Annotated in this window: 24 protein-coding genes and 1 riboswitch; of the genes, 6 read left to right on the forward strand and 18 right to left on the reverse strand. The window is 56.4% G+C overall.

Annotated elements, in window-relative coordinates:
* Positions 1-164 precede the first annotated feature (164 nt).
* A complete protein-coding gene (locus tag ACR0D7_RS14925) occupies positions 165-671 on the forward strand; it encodes a hypothetical protein (RefSeq protein WP_254443531.1) in 507 nt (168 codons plus the stop codon).
* A gap of 52 nt (positions 672-723) precedes the next feature.
* Here the strand turns inward: ACR0D7_RS14925 and dld are convergent, their stop codons facing one another.
* The 4 genes from dld to ACR0D7_RS14945 all read right to left on the reverse strand — a co-directional run bounded on the left by dld (position 724) and on the right by ACR0D7_RS14945 (position 6,833).
* A complete protein-coding gene (gene dld / locus ACR0D7_RS14930) occupies positions 724-2,418 on the reverse strand; it encodes a D-lactate dehydrogenase (protein ID WP_480679696.1) in 1,695 nt (564 codons plus the stop codon).
* 19 nt (positions 2,419-2,437) lie between these two features.
* The gene (locus ACR0D7_RS14935; RefSeq protein ID WP_480679697.1) at positions 2,438-3,589 is read right to left on the reverse strand and encodes an alpha-hydroxy acid oxidase; all 1,152 of its coding nucleotides are present in this window, start codon (positions 3,587-3,589) and stop codon (positions 2,438-2,440) included.
* A gap of 12 nt (positions 3,590-3,601) precedes the next feature.
* Positions 3,602-5,665: a TRAP transporter large permease subunit gene (locus tag ACR0D7_RS14940; RefSeq protein WP_480679698.1), complete on the reverse strand. Its 2,064-nt coding sequence runs from the start codon at positions 5,663-5,665 to the stop codon at positions 3,602-3,604.
* Positions 5,666-5,783: 118 nt separating this feature from the next.
* Complete coding sequence (locus tag ACR0D7_RS14945) at positions 5,784-6,833, reverse strand: TRAP transporter substrate-binding protein (protein WP_480679699.1); 1,050 nt, start codon at positions 6,831-6,833, stop codon at positions 5,784-5,786.
* Between the two features lie 335 nt (positions 6,834-7,168).
* Between ACR0D7_RS14945 and ACR0D7_RS14950 the strand changes: the two genes are divergently transcribed.
* The gene (locus ACR0D7_RS14950; RefSeq protein WP_480679700.1) at positions 7,169-7,945 is read left to right on the forward strand and encodes a FadR/GntR family transcriptional regulator; all 777 of its coding nucleotides are present in this window, start codon (positions 7,169-7,171) and stop codon (positions 7,943-7,945) included.
* A gap of 53 nt (positions 7,946-7,998) precedes the next feature.
* On the opposite strand, the gene ACR0D7_RS14955 is transcribed toward ACR0D7_RS14950, so the two are convergent.
* The 3 genes from ACR0D7_RS14955 to ACR0D7_RS14965 form a co-directional block, all read right to left on the reverse strand.
* Complete coding sequence (locus tag ACR0D7_RS14955; protein WP_480679701.1) at positions 7,999-8,427, reverse strand: RidA family protein; 429 nt, start codon at positions 8,425-8,427, stop codon at positions 7,999-8,001.
* Positions 8,424-9,638, reverse strand: a complete 1,215-nt coding sequence (locus ACR0D7_RS14960; RefSeq protein WP_480679702.1) for a pyridoxal phosphate-dependent aminotransferase — start codon at positions 9,636-9,638, stop codon at positions 8,424-8,426. Before ACR0D7_RS14960 ends, ACR0D7_RS14955 begins: the two co-directional genes overlap by 4 nt.
* A gap of 241 nt (positions 9,639-9,879) precedes the next feature.
* Positions 9,880-10,776, reverse strand: a complete 897-nt coding sequence (locus tag ACR0D7_RS14965) for a LysR substrate-binding domain-containing protein (protein WP_480679703.1) — start codon at positions 10,774-10,776, stop codon at positions 9,880-9,882.
* A 225-nt stretch (positions 10,777-11,001) separates the two neighbouring features.
* On the opposite strand from ACR0D7_RS14965, the gene ACR0D7_RS14970 reads away from it, so the two are divergent.
* The gene (locus ACR0D7_RS14970; protein ID WP_480679704.1) at positions 11,002-12,357 is read left to right on the forward strand and encodes an MmgE/PrpD family protein; all 1,356 of its coding nucleotides are present in this window, start codon (positions 11,002-11,004) and stop codon (positions 12,355-12,357) included.
* A gap of 24 nt (positions 12,358-12,381) precedes the next feature.
* Here the strand turns inward: ACR0D7_RS14970 and ACR0D7_RS14975 are convergent, their stop codons facing one another.
* Positions 12,382-12,963, reverse strand: coding sequence for a carboxymuconolactone decarboxylase family protein (locus tag ACR0D7_RS14975; protein WP_480679705.1), 582 nt, complete (start codon positions 12,961-12,963; stop codon positions 12,382-12,384).
* 33 nt (positions 12,964-12,996) lie between these two features.
* On the opposite strand from ACR0D7_RS14975, the gene ACR0D7_RS14980 reads away from it, so the two are divergent.
* A complete protein-coding gene (locus tag ACR0D7_RS14980) occupies positions 12,997-14,217 on the forward strand; it encodes a hypothetical protein (protein WP_480679706.1) in 1,221 nt (406 codons plus the stop codon).
* A 1-nt stretch (position 14,218) separates the two neighbouring features.
* Here ACR0D7_RS14980 and ACR0D7_RS14985 read toward each other — a convergent pair whose 3' ends face one another.
* Genes ACR0D7_RS14985 through ACR0D7_RS15000 form a run of 4 tightly spaced genes read right to left on the reverse strand, consistent with a single transcriptional unit; the run spans position 14,219 to position 17,130 of the window.
* Positions 14,219-15,271, reverse strand: coding sequence for an aromatic ring-hydroxylating dioxygenase subunit alpha (locus ACR0D7_RS14985; protein ID WP_480679707.1), 1,053 nt, complete (start codon positions 15,269-15,271; stop codon positions 14,219-14,221).
* A gap of 4 nt (positions 15,272-15,275) precedes the next feature.
* Positions 15,276-15,611, reverse strand: coding sequence for a carboxymuconolactone decarboxylase family protein (locus ACR0D7_RS14990; protein ID WP_170574120.1), 336 nt, complete (start codon positions 15,609-15,611; stop codon positions 15,276-15,278).
* A 10-nt stretch (positions 15,612-15,621) separates the two neighbouring features.
* Positions 15,622-16,380 carry an amino acid ABC transporter permease gene (locus tag ACR0D7_RS14995; RefSeq protein ID WP_480679708.1) on the reverse strand — a complete coding sequence of 253 codons (759 nt, stop codon included), beginning with the start codon at positions 16,378-16,380 and terminating at the stop codon, positions 15,622-15,624.
* A gap of 9 nt (positions 16,381-16,389) precedes the next feature.
* A complete protein-coding gene (locus ACR0D7_RS15000; protein WP_170384683.1) occupies positions 16,390-17,130 on the reverse strand; it encodes an amino acid ABC transporter ATP-binding protein in 741 nt (246 codons plus the stop codon).
* 121 nt (positions 17,131-17,251) lie between these two features.
* On the opposite strand from ACR0D7_RS15000, the gene ACR0D7_RS15005 reads away from it, so the two are divergent.
* Positions 17,252-18,022: a transporter substrate-binding domain-containing protein gene (locus ACR0D7_RS15005; RefSeq protein ID WP_170384685.1), complete on the forward strand. Its 771-nt coding sequence runs from the start codon at positions 17,252-17,254 to the stop codon at positions 18,020-18,022.
* Between the two features lie 40 nt (positions 18,023-18,062).
* Here ACR0D7_RS15005 and ACR0D7_RS15010 read toward each other — a convergent pair whose 3' ends face one another.
* Positions 18,063-18,671, reverse strand: coding sequence for a helix-turn-helix domain-containing protein (locus tag ACR0D7_RS15010; RefSeq protein ID WP_170384687.1), 609 nt, complete (start codon positions 18,669-18,671; stop codon positions 18,063-18,065).
* 67 nt (positions 18,672-18,738) lie between these two features.
* Here ACR0D7_RS15010 and ACR0D7_RS15015 point away from each other — a divergent pair, with 67 nt between their 5' ends.
* The gene (locus tag ACR0D7_RS15015) at positions 18,739-19,485 is read left to right on the forward strand and encodes a creatininase family protein (protein ID WP_480679709.1); all 747 of its coding nucleotides are present in this window, start codon (positions 18,739-18,741) and stop codon (positions 19,483-19,485) included.
* Positions 19,486-19,553: 68 nt separating this feature from the next.
* Here ACR0D7_RS15015 and ACR0D7_RS15020 read toward each other — a convergent pair whose 3' ends face one another.
* From ACR0D7_RS15020 to ACR0D7_RS15040, 5 genes are all read right to left on the reverse strand, one after another.
* Positions 19,554-20,246, reverse strand: a complete 693-nt coding sequence (locus ACR0D7_RS15020; RefSeq protein ID WP_480679710.1) for a thiamine ABC transporter ATP-binding protein — start codon at positions 20,244-20,246, stop codon at positions 19,554-19,556.
* The gene (locus tag ACR0D7_RS15025) at positions 20,233-21,780 is read right to left on the reverse strand and encodes a thiamine/thiamine pyrophosphate ABC transporter permease ThiP (RefSeq protein ID WP_480679711.1); all 1,548 of its coding nucleotides are present in this window, start codon (positions 21,778-21,780) and stop codon (positions 20,233-20,235) included. Before ACR0D7_RS15025 ends, ACR0D7_RS15020 begins: the two co-directional genes overlap by 14 nt.
* On the reverse strand, positions 21,756-22,736 hold the full coding sequence (gene thiB, locus ACR0D7_RS15030) for a thiamine ABC transporter substrate binding subunit (protein WP_480679712.1): 981 nt from the start codon (positions 22,734-22,736) through the stop codon (positions 21,756-21,758). The genes ACR0D7_RS15025 and thiB overlap by 25 nt, the downstream gene beginning before the upstream one ends.
* A gap of 32 nt (positions 22,737-22,768) precedes the next feature.
* Positions 22,769-22,874, reverse strand: a riboswitch (TPP riboswitch).
* Positions 22,875-22,947: 73 nt separating this feature from the next.
* Positions 22,948-23,988 carry a YeiH family protein gene (locus tag ACR0D7_RS15035; protein WP_480679713.1) on the reverse strand — a complete coding sequence of 347 codons (1,041 nt, stop codon included), beginning with the start codon at positions 23,986-23,988 and terminating at the stop codon, positions 22,948-22,950.
* Positions 23,989-24,075: 87 nt separating this feature from the next.
* Positions 24,076-24,656, reverse strand: a 581-nt coding sequence (locus tag ACR0D7_RS15040) for a thiamine pyrophosphate-dependent enzyme (RefSeq protein ID WP_480679714.1), incomplete at its 5' end; no start/stop codon positions are given.

Here is a 24,656-nt window from a genome sequence, read left to right on the forward strand (position 1 = left end):
CAAATGCGGACCTCAAATTTCAAGAGGTTTAATGAAAACGCCTGTTTGTTTCAAAAACCCGATTGTTGTCACCTGTGCGTGAAAGCTCTTTCAATGCGTTGAATTCAGCCTCTGGTTCCCGATTTAAGGGCGGAAAACAACGTTAGCGGAATGAAAGGCTACCCATGACGATGTCAGACAGTTCGAAAGCTTCCACGGGACTATTCCCAAGGTTCGACATCCCGCTTTTGGGAATGATGTTTATTTCCGGTTTCTTTGCCTCAAACGCGTTTGACCTGTGGGGGCAGCTGATTAGCCCAGCGTTGGGTTTTGCCAACCTGTCACCGCATGGTCTGGCACGCAGCCTGCTAGGAACATTGGGCCTGCCCAACGGCGATTTTGCCGGCTATTTCGTCCATTTTTATCTTGTAGGTCTGATAGGCTATCCGATCGGCTGGCTGTACATCTTTAACCCAATCTGGACGTCGATCTTCAAAGGCCGCCACATATTTTTGGGCTCGGCGATCTATGGCTTCGGGCTTTGGGTCTTTGCCATCGGCGGCATCACTGCGATTGCCGGTTTGCCGTTTTTTCTTAATTTCACCGGCATCACTTGGGTCGCACTGGCTGGGCATGTGCTCTATGGCATCGTGCTGGTCTGGGTTATCCGCTTGATTGAGCGTTGGTCGTAAACCGTTTATCTGGCCGGATGTGCAACCGTCCGGCCAGTTCAAACAACAGCATTTAGGTCAAGTTCTCTCGGCCATAGTTCCGTGCTTTGGACATCTTGCCGATCCCGGGGTTGAACGAGTTGGTCGGATCGCAACATTTGTAATGCGCCGCCAGATCGGGTTTCGCCTTGTAGAGATGGCCAACATTGTGTTCTGCCGGATACTCTGCACCGCGCTTATCGAAAAGCTCAAGCATTGCCGCTTTCAGCGCCTTGGGATCAGCGCCCTCTTTAACCACGTAATCCTGATGCATCACGTGGCACATGAAATGCCCGTAATAGAGCTTGTGAACCAATTGGTCGTCGATCTCAGGCGGCAGCTTTTCAAGCCAATCCTGATCGTTGCGGCGCAGGGCGACATCCAGTGCAATGATGTCCTCAACATCATTTGCGTGGATTGCCATATAGCGTACGGCGGCACCAGCGGCGGCAAAGCGGTGCAGGCCCGCGATCTTGGCTTCACGAACAGTGCATTCAAAAAAATCTGCGTCGCGGTCTTTCAGGAATGATGGCAGCCAGTTCGCTGCTTCAGCAATCCCCTCGTCTTTCATTTTCAAGATCAAATGGTGTTCATAACGATCCCGGAACGCCACCATCCGTTTCGGCAGGACCCGAGGCCAAAGTGACACTGCCATCTGCATGAAGCGATCAGTGAAATTGCGCAGGAACGGAATGCGTCGAAGCCGCGCATCGACCGCACCCTTCATGGCAAAGAACATCGGCAGCCGGTCGGTGCCCAGCTTGTCGATCATCACCACCGTATCTTTGCCGTATTTCGCAGTAATGTCGAAAACTTCGCGCTGCATGTACTCGGCGGAAACTGGTAGGGATTTGAACTCGGACAGAATATGCCGACGCAAGGCCGCCAGATCGCCGGGAACATTGGTGCCTATGTAAAAGACCTTTTCGGCCTCATTCTTCGGGAACGTATCAAGACGCACTGCGAAGACCGCCAGCTTGCCGGCGGAACCTGCGGATTCGAACAATTTGGCCTTGTCCGCGTTGAAACGGGCAGGCGTTTGGGCATCGACGTCTCGCACAATCTGCGCATAGTCACTGGCCGACGCGCGCTTGTTCGTGGCCCCCGGGTTCCGGTCAAACGTGCCTGCGTCGAGACTGGCAAGGATCGCCTCGGGCGTATCCCCAAGGTCAATACCCAGATGGTTGACCAGTTCCAGTTCGCCGCGCTCGTTGATCTGTGCATAGACGGACAGCTCGGTATAGACAGGTCCCCGCTCTACCAGCGACCCGCCGGAGTTGTTGCAAACCCCACCCACGATCGACGCCCCGATACAGGATGAACCGATCACCGAATGTGGTTCGCGCCCCAGCGGGGCCAGCAGTTTCTCCAAAGCAAACAGTGTAGCGCCCGGAAAACTGACAATCTGTTCGCCATTGTTCAACGACACCAGAGTATCCATCCGGCGCGTGTTGATCAGCACCACGTCCCGGTCATAGCTGCCCGACGGGGTTGAGCCCTCGGTCAGGCCGGTATTGGCGGCCTGCATGATGACGATCTTGTCCGCCGCGACGCAAGCTTGCAGCACCTTCCACTGCTCAAGCAGGCTGCCGGGCTGAATGACACATAGGGCCTCACCCTCACCCGAACGGAAACCGCGCCGAAACCTTTCTGTTGCACGCTCGCCCGTTAAAACGTGGCGCGAACCGACGATTGAGCGAAAATGTCTAGTCAATTCGTCATTGGTCATGGCAACCCTCGTCTGTGGTTCAAACGGTACGGAAACGGATATTTTTGCGGCTCAGTTGGTCGACGCTGGTGACGCCCATCAGTTTCATATCGCGTTCGATCTCGGCCCGCATCAGGCCCAAGGCGCGCTCGACACCCGCTTGCCCTGCTGCGGCCAACGGATAGAGATAGTGCCGCCCGACCCCAACCGCCTTGGCGCCTATCGACAATGCCTTGAGTACATGGGTTCCCCGCTGGATACCGCTGTCCATCATCACATCCAGCTTGTCTCCGACAGCATCCACGATCTCGGACAATTGATCGAAGGGCGTGCGCGAACCGTCCAGCTGGCGGCCCCCGTGGTTTGACAGAATGATGCCAGTACAACCGATCTCAGCCGCGCGCTTGGCGTCTTCGACGGTCATGATGCCCTTGAGGCAGAATTGACCATCCCAGTCACGCACCATCTGCGCCACGTCATCCCAGTTCATCGACGGGTCCAGCATGTCGGTAAAGTATCCACCGATCGAGCTTGCTCCACCACCCATATCAACGTGTTCTTCCAACTGTGGCAGGCGGAATTTCTCGTGGGTGACGTAGTTGATCCCCCACATCGGCTTGATCGCGAATTGAATCATACCGCCAAGCGTCAGGCGGAACGGGATCGAGAAACCAGTTCGCAGGTCACGCTCCCGATTGCCACCAGTGATGCTGTCGACGGTCAGCATCATCACCTCGACACCCGCTTCCTTGGCGCGCTGCATCATGGCGGAGTTCAGGCCGCGGTCCTTGTGGAAATAGAATTGGTAAACTTGGGGGTTCTTGTGCTTTTGCCGCAGTTCTTCCAGCGATACGGTTCCCAGCGAGGAGACGCCGAACATGGTGCCGTATTTCTCGGCCGCCGCTGCAACGGCGCGTTCGCCCTGATGGTGAAACAGGCGCTGCAAAGCAGTGGGCGAGCAATAGACGGGCATATCCAGCTTTTGCCCCATCACCGTGACAGACATATCCACGTCGGACACCCCGCGAAGGACCGAAGGCAGCAGATCGCAGCGGTCAAACGCATTGGTGTTTTCCCGATACGTCACCTCATCATCGGCACCGCCATCAATATAGTTAAAGATCGGCCCCGGCAGCCGCTGTTTGGCCAGCCGCCGGAAATCGTGGAAGTTATGACATTGGTTTAGACGCATCACGAGATCTCCTTAGTAGGCGACCGATGGTAGCCAGGTGGCAAGTGTCGGCCACAGGAAGACCAGCGCCAGACCGGTCAATTGCAGCAGGACAAAAGGGATAATGCCCTTATAGATATGCGTCAGTTTAATCTCTGGCGGGCAAACACCTTTGAGATAGAACAAGGCAAAACCTACTGGAGGTGTCAGGAAGCTGGTTTGCAGCGTCACCGCGACCAGAATCACAAACCACACCAGCGCGGGTTCATCCAGAACGCCAAAACCCGGGATGTCGATGCCAAGGCCGTTCACAATGGGACGCATCAGCGGCAGTACGATCAGCGTGATTTCGATCCAGTCCAGCACAAAGCCCAGCAGGAAGACGATGAACAGGATGAACAGGATCGTCCCGTTGGCGCCAAAGCCGGTGGACTGCACCACATGTTCGATCAGTTCATCGCCACCCAATTCCCGCAGGACATACGAGAACACGGTCGCTCCAAGGAAGATCGCGAAGATATAAGCGGTGGTGTTGAAGGTCGAGACCAGCACGTTCCACAGCTTGGCAAAGGTCAGTTTACGGTAACCCAACGCCAGTAAGGTGGCACCTAAGGCACCGATGCCAGATGCTTCGGTGGGCGTGGTCAGACCGGCAAAGATGGAACCAAGCACGGCAAGGATCAACATCAGCGTCGGGATTACGGCAATCAGCACATCCTTCACCGCGGCCCAATCAGGGGCCGTGGCACCTTCGGGCACGGGGGCCGCGTCGCGCTTCACCAGTGCGAGGATGAAGATATATGTCAGGTACAGGCCACCGATGATCACACCGGGGAAGACCGCTGCCATAAACAGATCACCGACCGAAAGAGCCATCTGGTCGGCCATGATCACCAACATGATCGACGGCGGGATCAGAATGCCAAGCGTACCGGAAGCTGAGACCACGCCAGCCGCCAGCGTCGGTTGGTATTTCTGCTGCATCATCGACGGCAGCGACAGCACACCCAGCAGGACGACAGACGCACCGATGATGCCGGTCGAAGCCGCCAGAATGATCCCGATCAGGGTCACGGTGATCGCCAACCCACCGCGCACCGTACCGAAGAGACGCTGCATCGAAGACATCAAACGCTCGGCCACACCGGATTCGTCCAGCATCAGGCCCATGAAGATGAACATCGGCAGAGCAACCAGAACCGCATTGGACATGGTCGCATATACCCGGTTCACCACCGCGCCGAGGGTCAGATAGTCGAGCCCGGTAAAGGTGCTCTCTAACCCGGTCCACAGCATCAGGTCATTGTCGAAAAGGTAAGCCAGACCACAATAGGCCACGCCTACACCGGCAAGAACCCAAGCCACCGGATAACCAGTGAACAGCAGCGCGATGAAGGTCAGGAACATCGCGATGACCAGCTTTTCCTCGGTCGTTTCAACCAGGAAAGTCAGACCGACGCAGACGGCGGCAAACACGGCCAGCACCAGCAATATCCGGCGCAACGGCGCGCCCTCGCGTTCAGACTCCGGCCCATACAGCAACGCGTGCCCGTCGTGGATCAACCGCGCAAGTGCCGCCAGCGCCAGCAGGATGAAGCTGATCGGAATGACCGCCTTGAACGCCCAGCGTGCAGGCAGACCGGTGGGGCTGTCCGAGCGTTCGTTGACGCGGAAACTTTCGTAGAAATAGTCATACCCCTGATCGATCATCAGATATATGAACGGGGTTAGCAGGGTCAGGATGCCGATCACTTCAATCACTCGCTGCGCGCGACGTGAAAGCTGCATGTGCAACACGTCAACCCGCACATGGCTATCGGTGATCAAGGCATAGGAAATGCCGATCATCGTGACGATGCCGTAAAAGTGCCACTGGATCTCGTCCAGTTTGGGATAGTTCTGACTGAACAGGTAACGTAGCGACACCTGAGCGAAGATCGCCCCCATTAGCAGTACGTTTGCCCACATGACCACATGGCCGACTGCTTTGACGCTTGTGTCGATCGCGACGGCGATTTTCTGACGGTCGGTTTCGGGATGTTCCAGGATGCCCTCATAGGCTTCGACCGGATCGTTGAGGTTGTTTTGCGTGGCCATGGTCATTCCTCGCTCAGCGGCCCGGCGCGCGGGCAGTGAAAAGTTAGAAATTCCGAAGATCAGGAAATAAAAACCGGAGCGGCGGATGCCGCCGCCCCGGTTACGTCAGTCAGGGAGGTTACTGACGCGGGAGGAACGCGTTAGTTTTCCAGAGGTCATAGCCGTCACGGAACTCGTTCATGTCAGCCAGAACTTTCGCAAAATAGGCGTCGTTTGCTGCTTCTTCTGCGGCAACTTCTTCCCAAGTCGCACGGAACGTATCCAGCATCTCGGGCGACCATTGCTTGATGGTGACGCCGTTGTTCTCGACGTTGTCGATCAGAGCCGCGTGCTGGATGGCTTCACCTTCGGCAAAGCTGTCAGCCATCGAAGCCTTACAGGCGCTTTCGATGATCGCTTTGTGCTGATCGCTGGTTTCGTTCCAGACGTCCTTGTTGATCAGCAGTTCGAACACGGTCGCTTGCTGGTGCCAGCCGGGGAAGTAGTTGAACTTCACCAGCTTGTGGAAGCCCAGACGCGCGTCAATGGCAGGCATCGAGAACTCAGTGGCGTCGATGGCGCCTTTTTCCAGCGCGGGGAAGATCTCACCACCCGGCAGCAGCGAGGTCGCCACGCCCAGTTTCTGCATCACTTTGCCGCCCAGACCGAAGAAACGCATCTTCAGACCGTTCAGATCTTCGGGCGAGTTGATCTCGGTTGCGAACCAGCCCGAGGTTTCGGGGGCGATGATGGCACAAGGCAGGACTTTGACGTTGTAGCCCGCCTGATCATACATCTCTTGATACAGTGTCAGGCCGTTGCCGTAATACATCCACGCCATGTATTCGCCCGCCTCAGGACCGAAGGGAACAGCAGAAAACAGCGGTGCAGCCGGGATTTTACCCGCCCAGTACCCAGCCGTGGTGTAGCCTGAGTTGATCTTGCCTGTGGACACAGCGTCCAGAATTTCGAACGGCGGAACAAGTTTGCCCGGCTCATACACTTTCATCTTCAGCGTGCCACCAGACATCACGTTCAGCTGTTCGGCCACACGCGGGATCGGCGACCCGAGGCCCGGCAACTCAGTCGAAAAAGCAATCGGTGTTTTCAGCAGCAGCTTATCAGCGGCAACCGCAGGTGCGGCCAGTAGGCTGGCTGCTACGGCGAGGCTCGTCAGGGTCTTTTTCATAAAATCTCCTCCAAGGTTGGTCGGGGTATCTACCCCAATCAATGGCGCAGGCTCTTCCAGCGCCGCTCCGGTGGTAAATTAACTTTACCAATATAAACCAGTCAATAATTTTATTTACCATTGGGTTTTTTCACTCCAAATGCGCTCAGCCTTGAGAAGAAGGCCAATGGGGAGTTTGAAAACCGACAGAAAATACATTCCTAGCATTTACTTAGTGAAATCATAATACTGTCCCACTCTATGCGAGCCCCTAGTGTCGCTTGAATTTTCATCCAATATGGTTATATTTATTTACCAGTAACCTTTGAGCAGGCAGCTATTTAAGGCAAACCGTCATGAGCCCCTCAGCAATATTTGAACCTGTTGGACACGAATCGCTGGCCGACGCCGTGGTGGCGCAGATCGAGGACTTGATTGCCTCGGGCATTCTGAAACAGGGGCGCAAACTGCCATCCGAAAGGGATCTGGCCGAGATGTTGCGCGTGTCCCGCCCAAAACTGCGCGAGGCTCTGGCCATTCTGGAAGAACGCGGTCTAGTTACAACTCAGCACGGGGAAGGCACCTTTGTCGCCGCCCTGACCGGCCAAGCGATGATGCCCGCACTTCTGGCACTGTACGAACGGCATGAGCCCGCCTTTTTCGACTATCTAGAATACCGGCGCGAGCAAGAGAGTTTTGCGGCCCGTTTGGCAGCCCGGCGAGCAACCAAAGCGGACAAAGAGCGGATCGACGAGATTCTGACCGAAAATGAGCGCGCCTGGAAAGAAAACGATACTAAAGCCGCTCAGGAAGCTGACTTCGCTCTGCATTCGGCAATCGTGGACGCCAGTCAAAATGCGACCCTGATCCATATCATGGCCTCGATTTATGAACTCACTCGAAGAGGAGTATTCTACAACCGGGACTTTCTAAAAACGATTGACGGCACAGGGCGCCAACTTTTGGCGCAGCACTTGGAACTGGGTCGGGCAGTAATCGACGGAGATGAAGAACGCGCCGCCAAAGCTGCCACCGATCATATCGATTTTGTCGAAGAATCCTTCAGATTGGGTATCGAACGCAGCCGCCGCGAAGCCATGGCCGAAAAGCGCCGGTTGTTATCTGAACGGTAACTTTCGAAATCGCGCAATTCGCCATGAAGTGGTACAAGGCCGACATCAAAGCATCATGGACGATCAATTGCCGCTGTAAGCGTAATCTCGACAGTGGCGTTCGACGGCAGGGATGAAACCCCAATTGCCGCGCGGCTGCCGATACTGGCCGCGCCCAACTCTTCCGCCAGATACTCTGAGGCAAAATTCGCCACCTGAGGATGCGCGGCAAAGCCCGGCTCACAATTTAGAAAGACCTGGAGTTTCAGGATCACTCCCAGCTTCTCACCCTTGGTCAGGGCTGAGCGCGCTGCCATCAGCGCATTCTGCGCCGCCAAGCGCACGGCTTCACGGTGCTGATCCGGTGTATCGTTTACCTTGATTACACCGGAAAACAACAACTTGCCGTCCTGACGCGGTGTCATCCCCGAGGTAAAGACAATATCCCCGTACCGTGCGACCGGTCGGTAAAAACCTTGTGGCGGTGGAACCTTGAGCGTCATTGCTTGTACCTTTCAACCATTGTCACGATCCGCTTGGCCGCCGCAACGGCCTTTGCGTAGTCTTGCGAAAAGTTCAGGCGAACGCTGTCGGCGGTCCAAGGCGCAAATTCGGAACCCGGGGTAACAATCACGCCTGCCTGCAGACGAAGTAGCCGCACAAATTCAACCGGCGATACAGTCAGTTCCGGTAGCCGCGGAAACAGGTAACTTCCCGCCTGGGGTGTTGCCGTCGGCAGACCTGCCGAGTTGAAAATCTGGAGCAGATCGTCGCGAATAGCCTGATGTTGCGCGACCCGGCCCGCCATCCAGCCTTCGGGCTCATTAAACCAGGTCTCTAGCACGCGTTGATTGTACCCCGCCGCCCGCAGCGACACGACGGCTTGCAATTTCTCCATTCGGTCGATGATCGCAGCCGTTCCGAATGCCACACCAAGTCGAAAGCCACTGAGTGACTCAGTCTTGGATGGGCCCATGATAGTGATGACATTCTCAGGGCAAGTGTCGCAGGCGCGAAAATGGGTGAACTGCGCGTCAGTATATAGCAGACGGGAATAAAGTTGGTCGGCAACTACGGTGACACTGTATTGCGCCGCAAGTTTGGCCATCGTCTGAATCTCGTGCTGAGAATATACAAAACCGGTCGGGTTGTTCGGGTTCGAGAAAACCAAAACCTCTGCCCCGCCCTGGAACGCCTGCTCAAGCGCCTCAAGATCAAGCCCGGTCTCATCATCCCCCCCCTGATAGCGCAGGCCAACAGGTAAAATTATGCCTCCAAAAAAGGTTACCAGTTTACGATTGGCAAAATAATCAGGCTCGATAATGGCCACCTTGGTGCCCGTATCGACGGTAGCCCCAAGCGCCAGAAACAAAGCGCCCTGAGTGCCCGGGGTGATGATCAGCTCATGTACCGGATCAACCGGCGCACCCGTGAATGCAGCAAGCCGCCGGGCGACACCATCGCGGATTTCAGCCAGACCCCGATATTCGGTATAGGCCTGACAACCACCCGCGTCGTATCCTTCGTTCCAAATCTCGCGGGCGCCGGGCGTCGGCGCATGCGCATCTACATCACCGTGTGAAAAATCCACCGGCTCACCGGGCAAAACGTCGCCCACCATAATGGTATGTAGATGCCCGTCGTCGTGCCGCGCTTCCTGTCCGGGGGCATTCTCGGTCGTCATTTTCGCAAATTTCTCAAGAATATTCGGCATCAATTCCACCTATTTTCAGATGTTATCACTCTGGGGTCACGTCGCCTCGAAATGGGTACAAGGCGGAAAATCTCGGTTCGTTTGCGAATACGACACGGGTCGGGAAACTGACGCCCGCTATGGCTGTGTAGCGTATTAGAAGCCATGGAAAAGCTCTTGGCAAAAGCTTGGTAAAACGATCCAGACAGCTGGGATAGAAGGGTGATCAGGCCTTGGACCATAAAGAACGCCCCATCTCGGATCATCGGATCACAGCATCCGTTTCGGTCGCCATCTGCAAAAGCCAATCCTGAAAAAGACGAACAGCAGGGGTTACCGATTTCTCTTGCAATTTGGCGTAGTAGGCCCAGGGGCTGTCCAGATCAATTTCCAGCGGCTCGACCAGCAGCCCCCGATCCACATAGGACCGTACCAGTGATTTCGGCAACGCGACACATCCCAGAGATTTCACCGCCAGCTCTAACGCGAGGTTGGACACATTGGTCCGCTGCCCCTCTTTGAGGTTCAGATCTTCAAGACCGAACGCGGCCGCGATTTTTTCCCAATAGGCGGGGCGGCCAAGGATATGTATCAGCGGCGCGTCGCCCAGTTGTTCGGGATGGGTCAAAGGATCCCCATTGACCGTAAATCCGGGGGCGCAAACCACGGTCAACTTGTCCACCCACAAGCGCGTCAGCCCATCCGCCACATCATCCACATGGTTGATCGTGATAGATACATCCGAAACGTTTGGTTCCACATCCGTCCAGATCGTGCCGTGAACCGTCAGGGCAATATCCGGGTGCTCTTGCGAAAACCCCTGAATGACGTTCGGCAACCAATTCTCTGCCAGGCTGATCGGGCACGAGACGACTACGGTGCGGGTATGCGAGCGCAGGACAATCGATTGTGTGGCCGCGTCGATCTCTTGCAGCGCGTGGCGCACGGACGGCAGGTAGGCCCTGCCGACATCGGTCAGAGACAAGGAACGCGGGTGGCGAACGAAAAGGGGCCGTTTGATGAACTCTTCCAGCGACCGCACGTGATTGCTGACAGCGGACTGGGTGCAGTTCAGCTCTTCCGCCGCGCTTGTGAAGCTCAGATGCCGAGCGGCCGCCTCGAAGGAACGGAGAAAGGACAGGTGAGGAAGGTTCATCATATTTGGCGTATTCCGAGGCTGATACCACATTGATTAAGCCGATCAAAACGGACCCTCTAGTTCATTTGCGACTTTAGAATTGTCTTGTTCGCGGCACAACGAAACTGACAACCACAATAAATCCAGCGCCATAGCCCAAGGATTGTTTTCGTGCCGCTTGGTTCAATTTCACCTAGATTGGATTGCAAGCATATTGTCCCAAACTCCAAGACAAGCAGGCTGGCTGTGGTGGAAACATTTCAAAAGGTTGCAGACTTCGCACTCGGCAGCACAGCTGGGGATATTCCGGATACGACGCTGAATGCGGCGGCACTGATGCTGCTGGATACATTAGGCATTACCATCGGGTCGGGCCCGATGACCGCTGGCACAATTGCGCGGGAAGCGACACTAGCGCTGTACGGCGCGGGTGAGGATACACTTGGCGCACGAATGTTGTTTGACGGTCGCCGGGTCAGCGTGGCCGGGGTGGCCTATGCCGCAGCCACCCAAACCGACAATCTGGACGGGCATGACGGGTACAACCCCACCAAAGGCCATATCGGTGTCGTTGTTATTCCTGCCCTCGCCGCTTTGGCTGAAACGGTTCCAGATTTTTCGGGGCCAGAAGCGTTGGCAGCCGTGACCATCGGGTACGAGGTTGCCGGGCGCGCGGGAATCTCGCTGCACAATACGGCCAGCGATTACCATACCTCGGGTGCGTGGAACGCTTTGGGGGTTGTTGCCGTCGCCGCACGGATGCGCGGACTTAGCCCCGAACAGATGCGGCAGGCGATGGGCATCGCCGAATATCACGGCCCCCGCAGCCAGATGATGCGCGAGATTGCCAACCCCACCATGCTGCATGACGGCTCGGGCTGGGGCGCGCTGGTAGGAATCTCGGCGGCAATATTGGCCGAGAAAGGCTTTACCGGAGCACCGGCCATCACCATCGAGGCCGATGAGGTCGCCCCACACTGGCAAGACCTGGGTCAATTCTGGCAGATGGAGCATCAATATGTGAAGCCCTACCCGATCTGCCGTTGGGCGCACGCTGCCATCGATGCCACGCGAGCGCTGATCAGAGACCATGATCTGAGCCATGAGGACATCGCCTCGGTTCAGGTCAACACGTTCCATGAAAGCGCCTGTCTGTTCCAAGGGATGCCTGACGATACCTCAAAGGCGCAATATTCCCTGCCTTTTGCCGTCGCCACGATGATGGCTTATGGGCGGATCGGTGTTGAACATATCACCGGGGCGGGACTGTCCGATCCTATGGTGGCGTCGATTATCGAACGCATTTCCGTGGCTGAAGACGCGCGCCATTCGAAACGATTCCCAAAAAGCCGCGTTGCCGATGTTAGCATGACGCTCAGCGATGGACGCGTGTTATTCTCAGGGGATGTTCATGCGCGCGGTGGCCCCGAAGCCCCGATGGATCAATCCGAAGTCGTCGACAAATTCATGGAATTCGCCACGCCGTCCTTGGGCAAGGGCCGGGCCGCAGCCATTCGAGATGCAGTGCTAGGTTTGACTGATCCAACCTCAAAGTTTTCGGACCTAGGTGCACTGATCTATGACGCGCCCAAGTTCGGTTAGCGAATTTCCAGAGGAAGCAATCGGTCAGTCATCGCTTTTATAATACCCGATTACATCGTTGTCGGTCGTGGCGCCAAGTCCGTTGAGCAGCCGGTTCGAGTAGTTGAAATAGGCACAGACCTGATTGACCTCGAGGATTTCGCCATCCGAACACCCTTCGATTTTGAGCGCCTCAAAATCGGATTTTACCATTTTTCCCACATCGGTCGTAAGCTTGGCCGCATAACGCAACAGCGCAAGTTCCTTACCCTCGAATTCATTCTCAGGCCGCTGCGCCTTGAGCGCTACAAAGATGCGGTCGCTGCGGAGCTGATCTTTTAGCAAGTTGCGCACATTCATAAAATGATGGGTCAGCGAATAGGTGCAGTCATTCAGGATCGAGGTATAGCTGGCCACCACCTCAAGGAACCAAAAGGGCAGCACGTTGTCTTTGGAATGCAGGACGGAACGATAGAGCGTCACGTGTCCGTTCATCGTCTCGGGCCGAAGTGAGTGTACGCGCATCACAGTGTCCACGGTCCCGTGCGGGGTCCGAGCCTTATCCAACAGCTCTTTCAGGCGGCCCTCGGCCTGTTCGTCCGAGACCATTTCGATCCAAGCGCTCATTTCGGCGTCTCCTGTCTGTGATGGGATCATCATATGAACAACGGAACGCGGAGTGTCAGTAAAAATTTTTCCTGTGGCGACATTTTAGTGGATCACGGGAATGTGATCAGTGTAAATTCTGACCGAACACTGTTGAAAGCCACGATCATGAGAAACCCGGATTTGCGCACCGGAGCAGAAAACCTGTTGCTTGAATGTGGTGGCCTAAAGGCGGGTGACCAGCTTCTGGTTCTCTGTGAAGATCCCAGCCTGGGGTATTACGATGCCGATCTCTGTCAGGCGGTCGTGGATTGCGCCCGGCAACACGAAATAGAAACATCTGTACAGACCATTCCGTTTGACCCAATGGGCGGAGCGTTGCCAGATGGCCTGATCGCATCGATGAAATCTGCCGATCGTACGTTGTTCTTGTCACGCTCCGGCGATCAGATCCGCTTTGACGCCGGGATGAGCGATATTCGCCCCATAATGTCCTACGTGGTGGATGCGGGGATGCTGGCGTCAGGGTTCGGGCGGGCCGATTATTTTGGTTTTGTGGCGCTAAAGGATGCCGTGAATGCGCTGATGGCTACCGCGAAACGGATTCAGGTCACATGCCCGTTGGGTACGGATTTCTCCGGCCCCGGGGCAGCCTATCCAAAGGCGGGTGCAGCAGATGTCAGTGTGGCGCGATTTCCAATGTCGGTTTTTGCCCCGGTTCCGGCGCAGGGGTTTTCCGGCACTTTGATACAGGACGGATTTCTCGTGGGCACCGGGTCGAAGTTCTATGAACCCTATGGCTGCACACTACGCGAACCTCTTGCGGTACATTTCAAAGACAACACGCTTACCGGGTTCTCGGGTCACCAGATGGACGTGCATTGCGCCACAATGCACTATGAAGCCGTCGGTAAAATGTTCGATCTGGACCCGATGACAATGCACTCATGGCATGCGGGAATACACCCTGGATGTGCCTACCCCGCCCCGGCGTTCGAAAACTATGAACGTTGGAGCGGATCGGCATTCGGAAATCCCCGGCTGCTGCATTTCCACACCTGTGGAGATTACGCACCTGGCGAAATCTCACTAAATGTCCTGGACCCAACGATCCGGGTGGATGGTGTTGCCGTGTGGGACAAGGGCGTTTTGCGACCGGAAACCATACCCGGAGGGGTCGAAATTCTGGACCGGCACCCTTCGATCAAAGCAGTGTTCGACGCCCCTGAACGGCAAGTCGGCCAAGGCTCTAACGGGCGCCTGTCGGCCAACTAAGTCAGGGCGCAGCTTCTTCAGCGACCCGTTTGGCAACGCGTGACCGAAAGCGCATTGCGCCCGCATCCAGCCCCAGGTTGATATACCCGGTTTTGCGTCGCGCCATGCCGGTCTGAACATATTCCAGCACATCCTTGTCTTCGTTGAACGCCATTATGGCACCGTCGAACATCCGCTGAGACATGGCCAGATCGTCCGCATGCATGTTACGGTGCTGGAACCAGAAATAGCGCGAATTCTGTTCATCGACCGGCGTGATGAAATTATACGATATGTTTACGAAAGCATTCGGTGACAGCTCGCGATCTGCCCCGCCCTCACCGGTTGGGGTGTAAATCGACATGTTAATTGCGGTTGACGGTAGACGGCATTCATAATGCTGCTTGCGGTCGCAGCTTGGACCAAAAGGCAGGATCGGGGCATAGTAGGGCGGCGCAGGCTCATCTGCGATCCAACGGGACACGATCACGCCCTCGTCGGTTTCTTCCAGATCCAACGGTCGACTATCGGTTCCAGCCCCCGCAAATGAGGTCAGATGCACCCAGGCGACATGGCTTGGGTCCAGCAGGTTGTCGATGATGTAAAGGTAATGGCACGCCATCTCCATCGCACCGGTTTGCGTCTTGCCCCAGGACGGGTTTTCGAAGTTCGGAATGTCGATGATATCATCGCGATCGGCCCGCGCCGGGTCACCCATCCACAGCCACAAAAACCCCCAGCGATCTTCGGCTGGGTAGGAGTGCACGGCTGCCCGACGAGGAGGATTGTCCAACTGAGTCGGAGCGCTCACACACTCCCCGCTGCAGCCAAAAGTAAGCCCGTGATAACCGCAGACCACATGATCGCCTTCAATCGTGCCGCGCGACAGGGGCAGCTTGCGATGCGGGCAGGCATCCTCCAACGCGATGGCCATACCATTGGTGTCGCGATAGATGACAATCTCTTCATCCAGCATCCGCACCGCGCTGAGGGTGCGGCCGAAATCCTCGCTGCGGCCAGCCACGTACCAGCAATTGCGGATAAAGCCTTCGGCTCCGGCCAAGTCTGGGCGCATCTGTCTACTCCGAAAATACGTCAAACGCCTTGAGCGCCTTGGCGCTGTAGGCAAAAGAGGGTCCACCGCCCATATAGGTTGCCATGGCCAGTGCCTCGCATAGCTCCTCGCGGGTGGCACCCAGACGCACCAGTGATTTCACATGAAATCCGATGCAACTGTCGCAGCGTGTCGCCACGGCAATGCCAAGGGCCATGAACTCTTTGGTTTTCTCGCTGAGCGCACCGTCAGTTTTGGCCGCTTTACCCATGATGCCAAAGCCACGGACAGTATCAGGCACCTCTTTTGAAAAGCTACCGATATTGGCCTCGGTCTCAGCCATGAAGTCTTTCCAGTCCATAAGGCCCTCCTTATCCGCGCTCATCCGCGCCCATGCGGCGTTCCAACCAGCGCACACCGGCACTGATGATCAGAACCAGGATCAGATATTCAAAGATCAGCAATGTGTAGATTTCCAGCGGGCGGTATTCGGTGACCACCAGCTCATTCGCCCGACGGGTGAGTTCCTGCATGCCGATGACACTGGCAAAGGCGCTCATCTTGACGATGTAGATGAACTGGTTGGCCAGGGGCGGCAGGATACGCCGGATCGCTTGCGGCAGGATCACGTAACGCATCGTCTGCACGTAATTCAGGCCGATTGTCCGCGCGGCTTCGCTTTGGCCCTTTGCAATGGATTGAATACCTGCCCGGTAAATTTCAGCAGTGAAAGCGCTGTCGGATATTGCCAGAGTGATGATCGCACCCCAGAACGGGTCGATCGGAATATTCATGCCCATCGACTGGAACACGATCGGCAGCCCGTAAAACACCCAAAACAGCATCGGCAGCAGTGGAATCGAGCGGACGAATTCCACATAAACACGGTTAATCAACCGCCAGCCACGCTTTTCCGACAGGCCGGGCAGCGCCACCAACAACCCGATGCCAATCGACAGCACGGCAGCAATCAACGAAATCTGAATCGTCGCGCCCATGCCCGAGATCAGGAATTTCACATTGGTCCAACCCGATGGCGTGGTCGGGTCGATCACATACCAACCCCAAGTCTGAGATGAAGAACAACCCGTCAGCAACAGCAGGGGCAAGATCAACAGGATTTTATTCATCGGTCTCACCTAGTGCTGCAGAATCTGGCTGAGGAACTTCCGGCACCGTTCGGATTCGGGGTTGGTGAAGAAATGTTCGGGCTTGCCCTGCTCAACGATTTCTCCGGCATCCATGAAGATCATCTTGTCAGCGACCTTGCGGGCAAAACCCATCTCGTGGGTGACCACCACCATGGTCATGCCCTCTTGTGCCAGTTCGACCATCACGTCCAGAACCTCGGAAATCATCTCGGGGTCCAGCGCCGAGGTGGGTTCATCGAACAACAGAACCCGCGGCTCCATGCACAGGGATCGGGCAATGGCCACGCGCTGCTGCTGGCCACCGGACAGTTGGAGCGGACGTTTGTCGGCCTGGTCGGGGATATGTACGCGCTCCAGGTAGTGGCGGGCTTTCTCTTCGGCATCCTTGCGGCTGAGCCCGCGTGCCTTGATCGGGCCAAGGGTCAGATTCTCAAGCACGGTCAGATGGGGGAACAAGTTGAATTGCTGAAATACCATCCCAACCTCGGATCGGATCGCCGCCGCTGACTTCGGATCATCCGTCAGTTCGACCCCATCAACGCGGATAGTGCCCTTCTGGTGCTTTTCCAGTTGGTTGATACAGCGTACCACGGTTGATTTGCCTGACCCGGACGGGCCACAGATGACCACTTTCTCACCGCTGTCGATTGTCAGGTTGATGTCTTTGAGAACGTGAAATGTGTCATACCACTTGTTCACGTTCACAAGCTCGATCACGGCGTCTGGCATCGGCTGAACTGCCCTTATTTTATTCACAGTGGAATATTTTCTTGAGGTTATCTTTGTCTTTGCGCTTAAATCAAGGAACAATATGGCAGCAAGGCCTAACCGCCACCAACGGGAGACAAAGATGAAAACATTTTGGAAAGCCGCAGCTGTTGCTGCGCTTGGCGTGGTATTGTCGGGGGCCGCTCAGGCGCAATCGGCGTTGAACGAAGTACTGGATTCAGGGGTCTTGAAGGTCGGCACCACAGGGGACTGGAATCCCATGTCCCTGCGTGATCCCGCGACAAACAGCTATAAAGGCTATGATATTGACATCATGAACGAGCTGGCCACCGATCTTGGGGTTGAAGTTGAATACGTGCCGACCGACTGGAAAACGCTGGTAAATGGTGTGGTCGCGGGCAAATATCACCTCACAGGTTCAGCCTCCATTTCTCCGCCACGCATGAAGGTTGCCGGGTTCTCGGACAGTTACATCTCGGTTGAACTGTTCCCCTACACCACCAAGGATAAGGCCGATAAGTTCGATGGTTACGACTCGATCAACCAGCCGGACGTCAAGGTTGCCACAACCTTGGGCACCACCTTTGAAAAGCGCGTGCGTGAGTGGTTCCCGAATGCCGACATCAAAGTGGTCGAGGCCCCCGCGCGCGGATTCCAAGAGGTCATTGCCGGCCGTGCAGATGTGTTCATCACATCAAATATCGAAGGCGCGACCCTGGAAGAGAAATTCCCGGTTGAGCGGGTAAAAAACGCGGGGCCGCGCTCACCATCTCCGATTGCAATGATCCTGCCGCAGGGCGACCAAGTCTGGATCAACTATGTGAACAATTGGATCGAAGTCAAAAAAGCCCAAGGCTTCTTTGAACAAAACAGAGAGAAATGGGGCCTGTAAATCAGACTAAGCAAAACGCCCGGCCAAATGGTCGGGCGTTTCAGTTTTCGCCGGTTATTGCTTTGGCAACCACGGTTACAAAACTGACTTTCTCCGTTTTCAGCTCAGTCGGGCCATGCGCTGCGTTTGAATCAAAGCTCAGGCTATCTCCCGGACGCATGTGATAGGTGGCATCGCCGCAGCCATAGACCATCTCTCCATCCGTGACATGAATGAACTCGACCCCCTGATGCTGATAGAGCGGGCGGGCGTCCAGCGGCGCCTCGAGGGTCACGCTGAAGCTTTCGAAACTCACATGTTTTGCTTCGGCCCGACCTATCAGCTTGTAGCTATGACCATACCCGCTGCCCACGCGCCGAACCGTGACCCCCTCACCCGCCGCCACAAAGGACGCATCCGAACGGTCGACAGTTGCGGCAAAAAAATTGATCAGAGGCACGCCGATACCTTGTGCCAACGCTTCCAGAGAGTTCAAAGATGCAGACACCTGACCGCGCTCGATTTTTGAGATCATGGCCGTGGACACACCAGACCGCGCCGACAATTCCGTCAGCGTCAGACCGGCCAGCACCCGATGGGATTTCACAGCGGTTCCGATCAGCTGGTCCAGAGGTGGTTTCCGGGTCTCGATCACAGGTGAATCTTCCATTGGCTCAGCCTAGTGCCGTCGTGCAAAAAGGAAAAGCGATACTCAGGGTCAAAGGCAGAGGGTGCGAATGAAACTTGAAAACATGACGTGGTACGAGGTGGAAACCCGTATCAAAAAAGGCGCCGCCATCCTGTTGCCGGTCGGGTCTACCGAACAACACGGGCCAATGGGTCGGATCGGCACGGATACGATCTGCGCCAACGCCGTCGCGCTGGCTGCGGCAGAACAGGTCGGTGCAATTGTCGCACCTCCACTGGCCTATACACCCGCGCCATTTAACACCGCTTTCCCGGGTACGATTTCCGTATCTGAAGAGGCATTCCAAAATCTGGCGCACGAGGTCATCTCGGGATGCTTGGCGCAGGGTTTTTCGGGTGTTTTCATAGTGAACGGTCACGGCGCTAATCTGGAACCGCTCCGAAGGATCGTCGAACAGCTGATGGCGGACAGATGCATGATACGCAGTTGGTGGGAACCCTCGGCAGTCAATGCGCTTCGGTCAGATCTTTACGGAGAATGGGAAGGCATGCACGCGACGCCTTCGGAAATTGCAATCACGCAAGCTCTGTCGGGCTCGCTTCCACCCAACGAAGCCTCAGATCCTCCGCAACGCCTGAGTCCCGAGTATCTGCGTGACCATTCAGGGGATCGGCATGGGCCGGCTGATGCACATCGCGCGCAGTTCCCAGATGGCCGAGTCGGATCACACTCGGCCTTGGCCACCCCGGAAGACGGGCACAAGTTGTTAGCGGCAAGTGCTGCAGGCATCGCGAAGGAATTTGAAGAATTTCAGATAAGGCTCAGGATGCCTTGAATTTCTCCGCCAACTTGCCGCAACAACATTTTGGTTACTGAAGTGCCTGTACTGGATTGGTCTGACACCTATCCCAAATAATTACGCAGGCTGGGCGGCGGGTTATCCAACAAGGCCAATGTTGGTGCAGGAGGATGGGCGCGTTCATCCGCCACCAGAACAGTATGGCTGGTAATGCGACGCGCGTCTTGTGGATCATGGCTGACCACAAGCAGGGTCGTGCCAGTTTCGGCTACCAATCTGGCAACGAGGTCAAGCATATCGGTCTTCAGTGCTGGGCCCAGTGCCGCAAAGGGTTCGTCCAACAGCAAGAGTTGACGACGCTGCACAAGGACCCGCGCCAATGCGACCCGACTTTGTTGTCCACCGGACAGTTCAGCAGGCTTACGACCGCCCAGACCAGAGAGGGACACGCGGGCCAGCGCAGTTTGGACCTCCGCTTGCTCGTCACCGGACAAACGGCCGTTAGGACGCAGCCCGAGAGCGACGTTCTGCTCGACTGTCAGGTGAGGAAACAAATTGCCATCCTGAAACAGGATCGCCAATGGGCGCTGTCCGGGAGGGAGATCGGATATTCGTCCACCGCGCCAGAGAATCTGCCCGCGTTTCAGATCGCGAAACCCGGCAATCGATTCAAGTAGCGTCGATTTTCCTGCCCCGGAGGGGCCGATAATAGCCACGCTGGAGCCGGTCTCGACGGTGAATTCGGCTTGCAGCGAAAAGCTTCCGTTCTCGATGAGGCAACCGTCAAGTTTCAGCATGCAAACGCCCTCCTCGATCCAGCAACCAGAATGCCCCCATCGACAGGAGCAGCAGCAGCAACGCCGCACCGGCTGCGGCCTGCATCTGGTACGCGCCCATCAAACGGTAGATCTGCAACGGAAGTGTTGCGATCTGCGGGTCGGCGAACAGGGCAATAACGCCCAGATCGCCCATCGACAAGGCAGCAGACAGGCCAACGGCAAAGCGGATTTGCGGTCGCATTCGAGGCAGCAGAACGTGAGTAAAAAATGTCTTCTTGTCCATATCCAGTGACAGGGCCAGCCGTCCATGCCGGGTGACCACGTCCCGCGCGGCGGGTACCAGAATGCGTAGGGCAAACGGCAGCGCCATGACCGCGTTCACAAGCGCCGTCACCGGCAGTGCCAGCGTTGTCGGGTTGGCTACCGGGCGAATTAGGATGAACAACCCCGTACCAATCACCAAAGGCGAAGCCGCCAGCCCCAAAATACCGCAAAGCTCCACAATCCCATACCGCCCGGTTGCGACGGCCGTGGCCATTGGCAATGCAAGTAACAACAAAACGGCTGTACTGGCCGCGGCGACCAGAACCGAGATCAACGCGGCACGAAACACCAAAGCCGGCATCTCAAACAGGCCGGCAAAACCGGAAATTATAACTGCGGCCAGCGGCAGAATCAGAAAGGCCACAGCTGCAGCTATCCAAAACGCATCGAGTGTAGGCCCCCCACCATCCCAGCGACGGATAGCCCGGTCCAGACCAGCCCCAAACCCGTCACCACGCGAGAACTTGAGCGCAACCAGTGCCGCGGCGACAGTTAAAGCCAGTTGCAACCCTGACAACAATGCGGCCCGACCAAGATCAAAATCATAGGTAAAGGCTTGATAAATAGCCAGTTCCAATGTCGTTGCACGGGGCCCTCCACCCAATGTCAGCGCCACGGCAAAGCTTGTCAGGCAGATCGCAAAAATCACGGCCAAAACGCCCGGCAATACCCGCCTGAGCATGGGCAATTCGATCACACGAAACATCGCCATACCATCGCAACCCAATTGTGCGGCAAGGCGAAATCGTTCTGCTGGGATCTCCTGCCACGCTTGCAAGATTAGGCGCGTGGCCAAAGGCAAATTGAAAAACACATGGGCCAGCACGACCCCGTGAAGCCCGTAAATGCGCAGAGGCGGCAGGCCGAACAACCCCAAAACGTCCGATATCCAGCCTGCCCTTCCAAAGACCTGCAACAGTCCAAGGATCGCTACGATGACCGGCAGGATGAAGGGGGCGCCTAACAATGCGATCAAAGCGCGTCTGCCCGGAAATCGACGCCGGGCAAGCGCGCGCGCGACCGGAATTGCCAATGCGGCGCTGAACACTGCAGACAACACTGCCTGCACCATTGTAAAACGCAACGCAGCCCAGTCAGCCGGGCCGAACCCGGCTGATGTATCTGCACCTAAGGCGACAGCGGTCAAAGTGCCCAGTATCAGCGCAGCGACCAGAGCCGCTGCACCAAGACCCAGCCATGGGCTTACTGGCTGAGCGCGCCCAGCCATTTCGCAAGCGCCTGTTCCCGCACTGCTGCGGCTTCTTCGGGACTGAACAGCAGAGATTTTTCCGGAGTGATCAGTGTGTCAAACCCGTCGGGCAGACCCGAAGCCGGGGTCACTGCCGGATACATCCAGTTTGTCGTCGGAATAATCTGCTGGAAAGTGTCGGAAACCATGAACTCCAGAAACTGATCGGCCAGCTCCGGTTGATCTGTTCCAGCCAGTTTTGCCGCAACCTCAACCTGCATATAGTGACCTTCGTCAAAAGCTGCTGCAACCTTGCTGGCGTCTTCTTCGGCAATCAGATGATAGGCTGGTGATGTGGTGTAGCTTAGGACCATATCTGCTTCGCCGTCCAGAAACAGGCCATACGCCTCAGACCAACCTTTAGTGACGGTTACGATATTGTCGGCTAGTCCTGCCCAGATTTCGGGTGCGTCGTCACCATAAGCGGCCTCGACCCACAAAAGCAGCCCCAGACCAGGCGTCGATGAGCGTGGATCCTGAATGATGATCTTGGTATCACCTTCGGCCAACTCACGGAAATTGGCGGGTGCCGGGGTATCAGCGTTGTGGACAAACGCGAAATAGCCCCAGTCGTAGGGCGCAAATACGTCGTCCGACCATTCAAGTGGCAAGGCATAGTCGGCGCTGACCGAACTGGGTGCAAACAAGCCGGTTTCCTTGGCTGCGGTGATCAGGTTTGTATCCAGACCAAGCACCACATCCGCGTCCGAGTTTTCACCCTCAAGACGGATGCGGGACAGCAGCGCCGCGCCATCCTCGACGCCGACAAGGTTCAATTCGCAGTCGCACACAGCCTCAAAAGCCTCTTCAACCTTCGGGCCTGGCCCCCAATCTGAGACAAAGCTGTCATATGTGTAAACGGTCAACTGAGGTTTATCGGCCGCCATGGCCGCAGTTGCGCTCAGTATTCCCGCAGCAATCATCAGATGTTTCATATCATCCTCCATTGCGGCGAGAGGGCAAGGATGGATGAAACCGTTACCTTTCCCTCCGCCGGTTCTAGCCGGTTCAGGTTCAACGGGTTCGCCAGAAGGCATCTCAGCGCAGCAGGCCACGCACCCCGAGGTGAAGTTGTGAGTAGGTCGGAATGGACCAAATTACAACCAGATTAAAACTTGTCTGGCCTGATAGTTTCAGGCCAAATTGTCAGTAGTGCACGAGGTAAACGCCCACCAGAACAAGCACTGCGATAAAGATTGTCTCGGCCACGATCAAAGCGATGGCCTGACCGCCTACATCCAGAATTCGCTTGAGCGACGTTTTCATTCCCACTGCGGCAATCGATATCAACAGCGCCCAACGGCTGAGGCTGGCCATGGCCGTTGAAATAAACTCGGGGATTAGACCCATCGAATTCATAACCGCGAAGATCAGAAAACCGACGACGAACATCGGCAGGATGGGCGGGCGCTTACCATCTTCCTCGCTGAACTCTGCGTGGCGGCGCACCAGGAACGAGACGACCAGAACTACCGGGGCCAACATAGCAACGCGGATCAGCTTGACCAGCGTGGCAACCTCACCCGTTTGCTCAGACACCGAGAATCCCGCGCCTACCACCTGCGCCACGTCGTGGATGGTGCCGCCCAGGAACACCCCTGATATGTCATCGTCGAAATTGAAGGCTTCGGTCAGGATCGGGTAAGCTATCATGGCGATGGTCGACAGCACCGTTACTGACAGCACAGTGAAGATCAGGTTACGCTCGGAATGCTCATTCTTGGGCAGAATGGCCGACAGGGCCATCGCTGCGGACGCGCCGCAGATCGCAACCGAACCGCCTGTCAACACCCCGAACCGCCAGCCACGCCCAAGCAGCCGCGCGCCCAGAAGGCCAAACAGGATCGTCAGAATCACCCCAGCGATTACAACCACGATCAGATCGGCGCCTAGGTTCATCATGAGCTCGATCGAGATACGTGCGCCCAAAAGAGCGACCCCAAACCGCAACACCGTTCGAGCCGTAAATTCAATGCCAGCACGACACCCGCCTGCATCGTCCTCAGACAAAAAATGAAATGCGATACCCAGCAACAGCGCCATCAGCATCGCCGGGGCGCCGTAGTGCTCAGACAAAAATTTGGCGGCAACCGCCACAACCACGGATACAAGGATACCGTGACCGTTTGTCTGCACGAAAGACCGCGCCCAGCTCCAGGGCGACTTGGATGCATTCAACGCCTGCATCTTTTTTCCTTTGTCACAATCGGATGGTCAATTGGCCACATCCACAACCGCCCGAGTCACATTTGACCCGGACGGTTGCTGGTTGGATTACGCCTCTGCCTGCGGTTTCATATCGTCTTCTGAGACGCCAGCGACGGCGACGGGTTTTTTCATTGCGTCGCGGCGGAAGGGCTCGCCGAGTTCCTGGTTGATCAGGGCCTCAATCAGGGTGGTGATACCGTTCTTCTGGTCCTCGATCGCCTGGTTCAGCGCCGCGGTCAGCTCGTCCTGAGTGCGGGCGACAACGCCTTTCAGACCACAGGCTGTTGCGATACCGGCGTAAGACACTTTGGTGTCCAGCTCGGTGCCGACGAAGTTGTCGTCGAACCACAGGGTCGAGTTCCGCTTCTCCGCACCCCACTGGTAGTTGCGGAAGACGATCTGGGTCACGGCGGGCCATTCCTCGCGGCCGATCGCGGTCAGTTCGTTCACCGCGATGCCGAAGGCACCGTCACCGGCAAAGCCGACAACCGGAACATCGGGCTGGCCGATCTTGGCGCCAACGATGGCGGGCAGACCGTAACCGCAGGGGCCGAACAGGCCGGGGGCCAGATACTTGCGGCCTTCCTCAAACGCCGGATAGGCGTTGCCGATGGCGCAGTTGTTGCCGATGTCGGACGAGATGATCG

The sequence above is a fragment of the Ruegeria sp. BB7 genome, assembly GCF_056539365.1.

Excerpts from the sequence above, each read along its gene's own strand:
- ACR0D7_RS14965 (WP_480679703.1), bottom strand. The coding sequence starts at position 10,776 with ATGATGAACCTTCCTCACCTGTCCTTTCTCCGTTCCTTCGAGGCGGCC.
- ACR0D7_RS14955 (WP_480679701.1), bottom strand. The coding sequence starts at position 8,427 with ATGACGCTCAAGGTTCCACCGCCACAAGGTTTTTACCGACCGGTCGCA.
- ACR0D7_RS14950 (WP_480679700.1), top strand. The coding sequence starts at position 7,169 with ATGAGCCCCTCAGCAATATTTGAACCTGTTGGACACGAATCGCTGGCC.
- ACR0D7_RS15020 (WP_480679710.1), bottom strand. The coding sequence starts at position 20,246 with ATGCTGAAACTTGACGGTTGCCTCATCGAGAACGGAAGCTTTTCGCTG.
- ACR0D7_RS14980 (WP_480679706.1), top strand. The coding sequence starts at position 12,997 with ATGAACAACGGAACGCGGAGTGTCAGTAAAAATTTTTCCTGTGGCGAC.
- ACR0D7_RS14935 (WP_480679697.1), bottom strand. The coding sequence starts at position 3,589 with ATGCGTCTAAACCAATGTCATAACTTCCACGATTTCCGGCGGCTGGCC.
- ACR0D7_RS14990 (WP_170574120.1), bottom strand. The coding sequence starts at position 15,611 with ATGGACTGGAAAGACTTCATGGCTGAGACCGAGGCCAATATCGGTAGC.
- ACR0D7_RS14975 (WP_480679705.1), bottom strand. The coding sequence starts at position 12,963 with ATGAGCGCTTGGATCGAAATGGTCTCGGACGAACAGGCCGAGGGCCGC.
- ACR0D7_RS14985 (WP_480679707.1), bottom strand. The coding sequence starts at position 15,271 with ATGCGCCCAGACTTGGCCGGAGCCGAAGGCTTTATCCGCAATTGCTGG.
- ACR0D7_RS14940 (WP_480679698.1), bottom strand. The coding sequence starts at position 5,665 with ATGGCCACGCAAAACAACCTCAACGATCCGGTCGAAGCCTATGAGGGC.
- ACR0D7_RS14995 (WP_480679708.1), bottom strand. The coding sequence starts at position 16,380 with ATGAATAAAATCCTGTTGATCTTGCCCCTGCTGTTGCTGACGGGTTGT.
- ACR0D7_RS14945 (WP_480679699.1), bottom strand. The coding sequence starts at position 6,833 with ATGAAAAAGACCCTGACGAGCCTCGCCGTAGCAGCCAGCCTACTGGCC.
- ACR0D7_RS15035 (WP_480679713.1), bottom strand. The coding sequence starts at position 23,988 with ATGCAGGCGTTGAATGCATCCAAGTCGCCCTGGAGCTGGGCGCGGTCT.
- dld (WP_480679696.1), bottom strand. The coding sequence starts at position 2,418 with ATGACCAATGACGAATTGACTAGACATTTTCGCTCAATCGTCGGTTCG.
- ACR0D7_RS15000 (WP_170384683.1), bottom strand. The coding sequence starts at position 17,130 with ATGCCAGACGCCGTGATCGAGCTTGTGAACGTGAACAAGTGGTATGAC.
- ACR0D7_RS15025 (WP_480679711.1), bottom strand. The coding sequence starts at position 21,780 with ATGGCTGGGCGCGCTCAGCCAGTAAGCCCATGGCTGGGTCTTGGTGCA.
- ACR0D7_RS15015 (WP_480679709.1), top strand. The coding sequence starts at position 18,739 with ATGAAACTTGAAAACATGACGTGGTACGAGGTGGAAACCCGTATCAAA.
- thiB (WP_480679712.1), bottom strand. The coding sequence starts at position 22,736 with ATGAAACATCTGATGATTGCTGCGGGAATACTGAGCGCAACTGCGGCC.
- ACR0D7_RS15005 (WP_170384685.1), top strand. The coding sequence starts at position 17,252 with ATGAAAACATTTTGGAAAGCCGCAGCTGTTGCTGCGCTTGGCGTGGTA.
- ACR0D7_RS14960 (WP_480679702.1), bottom strand. The coding sequence starts at position 9,638 with ATGCCGAATATTCTTGAGAAATTTGCGAAAATGACGACCGAGAATGCC.
- ACR0D7_RS14925 (WP_254443531.1), top strand. The coding sequence starts at position 165 with ATGACGATGTCAGACAGTTCGAAAGCTTCCACGGGACTATTCCCAAGG.
- ACR0D7_RS15010 (WP_170384687.1), bottom strand. The coding sequence starts at position 18,671 with ATGGAAGATTCACCTGTGATCGAGACCCGGAAACCACCTCTGGACCAG.